The organism is Sporomusa sp. (genome assembly GCF_035561255.1).
Classification (GTDB): Bacteria; Bacillota; Negativicutes; order Sporomusales; family Sporomusaceae; genus Sporomusa.
This window is the reverse complement of sequence record NZ_DATMXX010000131.1, coordinates 1-5,685: the sequence shown is the minus strand read 5'-3', so window position 1 is coordinate 5,685 and position 5,685 is coordinate 1. Positions and strand designations below refer to the sequence as shown.

At 43.0% G+C, this 5,685-nt stretch carries 6 protein-coding genes; 1 reads left to right on the top strand and 5 read right to left on the bottom strand.

The window, feature by feature from the left end; all coding sequences use genetic code 11:
* The first annotated feature begins 175 nt into the window (after positions 1-175).
* Complete coding sequence (locus tag VN379_RS07495) at positions 176-1,363, top strand: MFS transporter (protein ID WP_325532417.1); 1,188 nt, start codon at positions 176-178, stop codon at positions 1,361-1,363.
* 327 nt (positions 1,364-1,690) lie between these two features.
* Here the strand turns inward: VN379_RS07495 and VN379_RS07490 are convergent, their stop codons facing one another.
* The 5 genes from VN379_RS07490 to VN379_RS07470 all read right to left on the bottom strand — a co-directional run bounded on the left by VN379_RS07490 (position 1,691) and on the right by VN379_RS07470 (position 5,310).
* Entirely contained in the window at positions 1,691-2,407 is a 717-nt protein-coding gene (locus VN379_RS07490; protein WP_325532415.1) for a hypothetical protein, read from the bottom strand.
* Positions 2,408-2,549: 142 nt separating this feature from the next.
* Entirely contained in the window at positions 2,550-3,047 is a 498-nt protein-coding gene (locus tag VN379_RS07485; protein WP_325532411.1) for a hypothetical protein, read from the bottom strand.
* A 261-nt stretch (positions 3,048-3,308) separates the two neighbouring features.
* A complete protein-coding gene (locus VN379_RS07480) occupies positions 3,309-3,875 on the bottom strand; it encodes a TetR/AcrR family transcriptional regulator (RefSeq protein WP_325532409.1) in 567 nt (188 codons plus the stop codon).
* Positions 3,876-4,150: 275 nt separating this feature from the next.
* Positions 4,151-4,951: an NAD-dependent deacylase gene (locus VN379_RS07475; RefSeq protein WP_325532407.1), complete on the bottom strand. Its 801-nt coding sequence runs from the start codon at positions 4,949-4,951 to the stop codon at positions 4,151-4,153.
* A gap of 47 nt (positions 4,952-4,998) precedes the next feature.
* Positions 4,999-5,310: a hypothetical protein gene (locus VN379_RS07470; RefSeq protein WP_325532405.1), complete on the bottom strand. Its 312-nt coding sequence runs from the start codon at positions 5,308-5,310 to the stop codon at positions 4,999-5,001.
* Between the last annotated feature and the right edge of the window lie 375 nt (positions 5,311-5,685).

Sequence of the window (5,685 nt, the reverse complement as noted above, 5' to 3'; positions counted from 1 at the left end):
AAAACTATACGTACATTATACTAAATATTTTCTCACAAAGGAAATAAAATACATCTTTACAAATACTAAACGTATAGTTTATAATTAAGCCATTAACTAAACTGTACGTTCAGTATCTTATTTAGTGCAAAATAACCTACTGAAGCGTAAAAAAATCGAAGGCAGGGATTGATCTATGAATAACGTACAATCAAAAACCAAGCAAGTTCCAAGTTGGATTACCGCTCTCTTAGCGATTGCATGCGGCGTAATTGTTGCCAATCTTTATTATGCGCAGCCGTTAGTTGGCCCGATCAGTATTGACACCCATCTTCCTTTAGCATCCGCAGGATTTATCGTAACGTTAACGCAAATTGGCTATGTTGCCGGTTTATTATTTATTGTTCCGCTGTGTGATCTCATCGAAAATCGGCGGTTAGTTGTCTCGACATTAGTAGTTGTGATTTGTGCATTAGTTGCAGCATCCCTTACGCATAGCGCATCATTATTCCTTATCGCGGCAATGTTTACCGGACTCGGTTCAGTGGCAGCGCAAATACTGGTACCCTATGCAGCCCATCTGGCCACAGAAGAGCGGCGCGGCCAAGTTGTAGGCAATGTAATGAGCGGGTTACTGCTTGGAATCATGCTTGCCCGGCCAATAGCCAGCTTTGTTACTGATCTTTGGGGCTGGCAGGCAGTTTTTATTCTCTCTGCCGTTATTACGACCATACTGGCTGTGCTGTTGGCTTTCGTTCTTCCCGAGCGTACCCCTTCGCCGACTATGAATTATGGTGATTTAATTCGTTCCTTGTGGTCACTTTTTAAAACAAAGGCGGTCTTACGCCGCCGTGCTTTCTATCAAGCTTGCTTGTTCGGTGCTTTCAGTCTGTTTTGGACGGTAATCCCTTTATGGCTAGCCAGTCATTTTCATTTGTCACAGCAGGGAATTGCCTTATTCGCACTTGCCGGTGTAGCCGGTGCAATCGCTGCTCCTATTGCCGGCAGACTGGCCGATAAGGGCTGGACAAAACGCTTGACGGGTTTGGCCATTGTCATCGCCGCTCTATCTTTTTTGCTTACGCATATCTTTGAAGATGCTTCAGCAATCGCTTTAGCGATGCTGGTCATTGCAGCGATTGCCTTAGATATGGCGGTATCAGGTAATCTCGTTCTCGGTCAGCGTACGATTTATTCCTTAGGAAGCGAAATACGCGGGCGCGTAAACGGAGTATTTATGGCTGTTTTCTTTATTGGCGGCGCAATCGGGTCGGCATTAGGCGGCTGGGCCTATGCTTATGGCGGCTGGATGCTGGCATCAATGCTTGGACTAAGTATGCCGGTCGCAGCGTTGTTATATTATTTCACAGAAAAGAGCAATTGATGAAGCATACTCACTCAAAAAGGCGGCGTTTCAAATTGTATTGAAACGCCGCGCACATATGTTGATATAGCTTCTATGAGTGTTTAGAACATTCGTCAATTCACGGCCGGTTATCGCTACCCGATTCGACTTTGCTAGGACACCCTCCCCATCCTAAACATGGCGACAGATTGGCTGCCCGAACATATATAGATACAGTAAAAAAGTCGGACAATCCGACTTTTTTTACTGTATCCTGCTATTCCTTTTCACGAGCTGCCAGTATCAGCGCTGCACTTTGATCCTGTTTTAACATTTCATAAACAATATAACCCCATTTTATTTTAATTACTCGGCGTTACTCGACGAACCAATTGCAATTCCAATCAGAACCGCCGCAATCTCACGTATTTTGCGGTCATGACGTTCCTGTTCCCGCTCTTGCCGCTCATGCCATTCTCTTTCACTTTCATGCTGACGCCGCCGCATTTCCCGTTCGTGGCGGTCATTTTCTTTACGCAGTCGCTCATCATGCTCACGCTCACGCTGCTGCTCACGTTCCCGCCGTTCCCGAATCTCACGTATTTCGCGGTCATGACGTTCCCGTTCCCGCTTTTGTCGCTCATACCATACTCTGTTGCTTTCAAACGGACGCTGCCGCATTTCCCGTTCGTGGCGGTCATTTTCTTTACGCAGTCGCTCATCATGTTCACGCTGATGCTCACGTTGACGCCATTCCCAAATATCACGCAAATTGCGGTAATGACGTTCCCGTTCCCGCTCTTGCCATTTGCTTCCACTTTCATACTGACGCCGCCGCATTTCCTGCTTGTAGCGGTCAATTTCTTTACGCACTCGCTCATCATACTCACGCTCACGTTCCTGCCATTCCCGTTCCTGCTGGCGCTCGCGGTCACGGTCGCGATCATGATTCCGGTATTCATAACGTTGTTCATTGCGTTGATCATTACCTCTTGGTGCAGCTTCGATTACAGATGCTCCAAACCCTATTTGCATGGTACCTATCATTGAATATATAATAACTTTCTTTGCTAAGCTATTCATAATTTTACCTTCCCTCATTTCCCTAACTAAATTTTAATTGGACTTTCCTGAGGTCGATTTCCGAGTTCCCAAAGCCAACTGAATCTGGCATACCTAAACTAGTTTGATAGTCATTTTATTTGTTAGTAAAACATTGTAGTTCTTAATTTAAAAATACGACAGCACATTTATTGAGGAAATTAGTTGATTGGTTGGCTATAAGGACTTTTTCAGCATCGATTGTACTTATAATTATGTTGTGATTATTGTCTTTCAGACCGATGGCCTTTATCATTATGGGTTCTGTTCCGGCGCGGGATTTACCGTTTTGAGCTTCTTGGACTAAATCAGGGGTTGGTGCATAGTCGACCATACCTTGTGTCATTGCTAGGCTGGTATCAATTTCTTTAATACCGTATACAGGTTTGCCGGTTTCATCATAGATTACGGGGGAGAAAGTGGTTTCGAGCCCTAAGCTTCTGGCATCAACAATTAGACCGGTGAAGGAAGTAGTTGCTGGTTCAGGGGTAACAGTTTTGCTCGTAATATTTACTTCTGTTTTTTGTATGCCTGGGTCTTGTACTATGTCCGCCGCTTGAACCGTGAAGGCCGAAAAAACGAGGAAATATGCAAGGCAAAATGTTCTTTTAAGGTTCTTCATAAAATAATGTCTCCTTATTACCCGGCAGCTTGCCCTGCCTGCGGTTGAATCCCAAATCTGTCGCTCTAAGAGTCATAGGTCAATAACAATAGCAGCGTTTATACACAAATATTTTTTTGCAAGTGTCTCATCTGGTTCAAAATCCATTTTTTTATTTTCGTTGTCTTGTTCGATCTTTTCTCCATCTATTTGCATTCCTTCAAACTGCCTAAATCCTGTTATTTTAATTCTTTTATAAACCGCTTTGTTTCTTACAGTAGGCTAATCCTTTTCGGTTTCCCTAGCTACCATTCCGTAATAAAGGATGTCCATCGCTCTTCTTATAGTATCAAGAACAGTTAAGTTGTTCTTGATTAAAAAGTTCTCATGAAGCAGTTCATTTATAGTAGCGTTATAAATTACTTTTGCAATAGCCAGATCAATGGGGCGGAAGTATCCGGTTGTAATGCCTTGGTCTAAAAGAGCTTCAACACGTTGCCATGAGTATTCGCGATACGCATCACATCTTTTCCATACCTCCGGCAGATATCGTTTCAAATCAAAAACAAACCTACTGCTTATCAATCCGCCTAAGTTCGGTTCAGTTAACAATAATGCTTTAAGTTTTTCCTGGATATTCAGGTCGCTGTTAAGTATTTTTTCAGCCTGTTGGCGCACATTCTCCAGGAGCGAGTCGACTACTGTCCCAATCAACTCTTCTTTGGACGCAAAATGTTCGTATAACGTACTTTTGCTAACCGCCAGGCGCTTGGCCAGCTCGGCCATAGTAAATTTGATCCCATTTTCATTGATTTCTTCAATTGTTGCCATCATGATCCGATTACGCAAAAAATCACCGCCTTATCCCACACCCATAGTACCCGCAAGGTTCTTGTGGTACTAATGATACCTGTATTTTCTTTCCATGTCAATATCTTGTAATGAATTTTTGTTATTAATTAACTTAATCTAGAATGCAACGGGAACAGTTATTGCTACCGCTCCCCCATTTGCCCCGTGGTTCGGCTGTTAAAAATAGTTATGGCAGTGAGCGGAAGCGGCTGAAGCGCTGCACGGGCTGATGCGGAGCGGGCGTAAAAAAGCCGGCGGTATCACCGCCAGCTTTAACTAAACATTTTATCCTTTATAGCACTTAACACACTTCCAATGCTGCTATTAATAACCCATGTTGCAGAACTGTCCAGAGGTGTTGGCTCTTGGTTGATAATCAATAGTTTCGCTCCATTTTGCAAAGCTAACTGTGGTAAATAATTGGCTGGCGACACCACTAATGATGACCCAAGTACCACGTAAAAATCGGCATTTCTACTATGCTTTACTGCTTCTTCCCATGCTTTGTCCGGTAAGTTCTCACCAAACAAAACTACATCAGGGCGTAATAAGCCACCACATTGGGAACATAAACACTCGTCACCATAACAATAATTCCCCTGCCTATAATCTTCTTCCCATGTTGAATACTGTGGCAGCAGCTCTCTGCTATCATATACGGCATAGCAATTCAGACACCGAATGGTCCGCAATGAACCATGCAATTCCACAACATTTTCGGCGTTAGCTCGTTGATGCAAACCGTCTACGTTTTGCGTTATTATGACCATATTCCCTTTTTGCTGTAATGCAGCAAGCGCTTGATGGCCTTGATTAGGCGCAACATCCCATAGCTTTGCTATGCGCCACTGATAGAAAAAGTAGAATTCATCAGGCTGTTGTCTTAGCGCAGCCATAGTTGCCAAACTTTCAGGACCCACTTTCCATAGTCCCCGGGCAGACCTAAAGTCAGGCAGCCCTGACTCAGTACTCATACCGGCCCCAGTAAACACAACAAGTTTTTTTGCATTCGCCCAAGCCTTAACAATAGCGGCTATTTTATCCCGCCCGACTTCCATTATTTCTTTATTCATCTGCTCCCCCTGCCTGGTTGATACTATTAAAATCAAATGTTAGCGCACTACATTGACTGATACCTATAAAGAGAAGCTCTCAACTCAAATATTTCTGTAAATGCCGGTAAGTGTTGTATTTGCTCGCTCCTCAGGCCTCTTGCACATTCAATCAGGTCACCGCAAGATTTACCAGGCAAGGACGAATCCTCGTTAAACAGTATGCCAGGCTGTACTGTTGCATCTGGTTGATGGCCCAACCATAATTTTTCCAACTCTTCAATTAAAGCGATCGTAGTATCAACATCGAAGAAGGCTTTGGACTCTAAATCCTGATATATTTCTTCAAGACGCTTTTTAGCGAAGTTAAATTCACTCATTACTACACCTCTTATTTATCCGTGCTTATTAAAGTAGCACTATTGCAATTCCCTCGCATGTAAAATTGACTAATAACAGTTGATATTAATATTGGGGAAACGTTTAATATAGTCCTCAGCCGCTATTAGCATCGCAAAGTCGAAAGATATTAATCCGATTAAAGTTGTAATCATAAAATTCACCTCACTCTCTATCATTTGTACTCGTATGTTCCGCATGCGTATGTGCTTAAATCTGCCCCTTCATGGGTTTTCACACTCAGATCATTATTTCGCAAGATTAATTCCCTTTTAGAGTAGAAATTAATGATTGAGCAGACTGTAGACTTCTGGAATCAGAATATAGCCTTCCGGATATTAAGCATACGTAATAAA